We start from the raw sequence: 1,482 nt of genomic DNA on the forward strand, positions 1-1,482 counted from the left end.
TGCTGCAGCGCGTCAATGGAGCGGCACATCACTTTAATAAAGATGCTGTAGTGGCCGGTGGTGTACCAGGCTTCCACCACTTCGTCCAGCGCTTCCAGCTTGCTGAGCGCTGCCGGATAGTCGCGCGCGCTTTTCAAAATGATGCCGATAAAACAGCAGACATCAAATCCGAGCTGCCGTGGATCGATCTCCACGCGCGTACCCAGAATAATCCCCGCCTGACGCATTTTCTCGACGCGCACGTGAATCGTGCCGGGGCTGACGTTGAACTGCTTGGCGAGTTCGGCGTACGCGGTGCGCGCGTTTTGCAGCAGCGCATTTAAAATGCCGCGGTCGAGATTATCCAGTTGCAGGTGTTCCGCCATCATCCATCCTCATTAGGTTCGTCTTCTCTGAACAGGGAGAATGTGCAGCAAATTAGCGGGACAGGCAAGGCGCAGACAGCGGAGCTGCCGCTGTCTGCACGCTTTTTAGCGCTTACGCCACAGCGTCAGCTGGGCCTGTGTGTGCTGGAATTTACGCGCGGTTTCGCGAATCACAAACGGCACGTCCTGCGGCGGCGCAACTTCCTCAAAGGCATCGCGCAGCAGCCGTTGCAGCGCCTGCCAGGTGGTGAGCGCTTCACCGTTTTCACGGAAACCGCCCAGCCAGTTCTCCTTCGGCGTGAACTCTTCCAGCCAGGTGTAAGGTGAGGAGATGGCCAGCAAACCGCCGGAGCGGATCATCGGCGTGATGTCCTGCAGGAAGCGCTTCGGCTGGCGCAGGCGATCGATCAGGTTAGAGGCCAGTACCAGATCGTAGCCATCGGGCTGCGGTTTCAGGTTACAGGCATCGCCCTGCACAAACTGAATGCGCTGCGCCAGGGTCTCATCGAAACCAAACTCTTTTAACCGCACCTGGCGATACTCCACCAGCTCTCCCTCTTCCGGCACCACGTAACGGAAATCCTCGCCCGAGGTCAGCTGCAGCGCCACGTCGATAAAGCGCGCCGAGTAATCCATGCCGGTGACCGCAGCAAAATGGCGCGCCAGTTCAAAGCTGGCACGGCCGGTGGCGCAGCCGATATCCAGCGCGTGGCCGCGCTGTGCGCAGTGCGGCAACACGATGTCGACCAGCGCCGCCGCGTAGTTCGGCACACCGTAATAGCCGGGGCCGTACTGGAAGTCGAGGTACTGCGACACCATGCTGTCGGTTTCATACGGATTCAGCGCCATGCTCTCCTGATGCGAGGAAACCACGTAGCGGAAGCCGGCATGCTGGAAGAAGTGACGACGGAAGGCGTAGCGTGAGGATTTCAGCGCTTCGTTGCCGGTGGAGATCCAGCTGCCGCCTTTGATCAGCGCATGTTTGCCGTCAAAGGTGGGCGTGGAGAAATCGTCATACAGCGGATGTACCCTGAAGCCTTCAAAGCCGTTGGTCGGCGTGGTGGTCCACTGCCAGACGTTGCCGACAATGTCGAAGAAGTCACCCTGGGCAAAGTGG

Annotated in this window: 2 protein-coding genes; both read right to left on the bottom strand. The window is 59.4% G+C overall.

Translation table 11 applies throughout. The annotated features are described in order from the left end of the window. The coding region (locus ERD80_RS21320) for a winged helix-turn-helix transcriptional regulator (RefSeq protein ID WP_136548453.1) at positions 1–365 on the bottom strand (365 nt) is incomplete at its 3' end. Between the two features lie 105 nt (positions 366–470). Beyond that, positions 471–1,482, bottom strand: a 1,012-nt coding sequence (locus tag ERD80_RS21325) for a putative 4-mercaptohistidine N1-methyltransferase (RefSeq protein ID WP_136548455.1), incomplete at its 5' end; no start/stop codon positions are given.

Origin of the sequence: Pantoea sp. R102 (assembly GCF_004916815.1) — a bacterium.
Taxonomy (GTDB): Bacteria; Pseudomonadota; Gammaproteobacteria; order Enterobacterales; family Enterobacteriaceae; genus Pantoea; species Pantoea dispersa.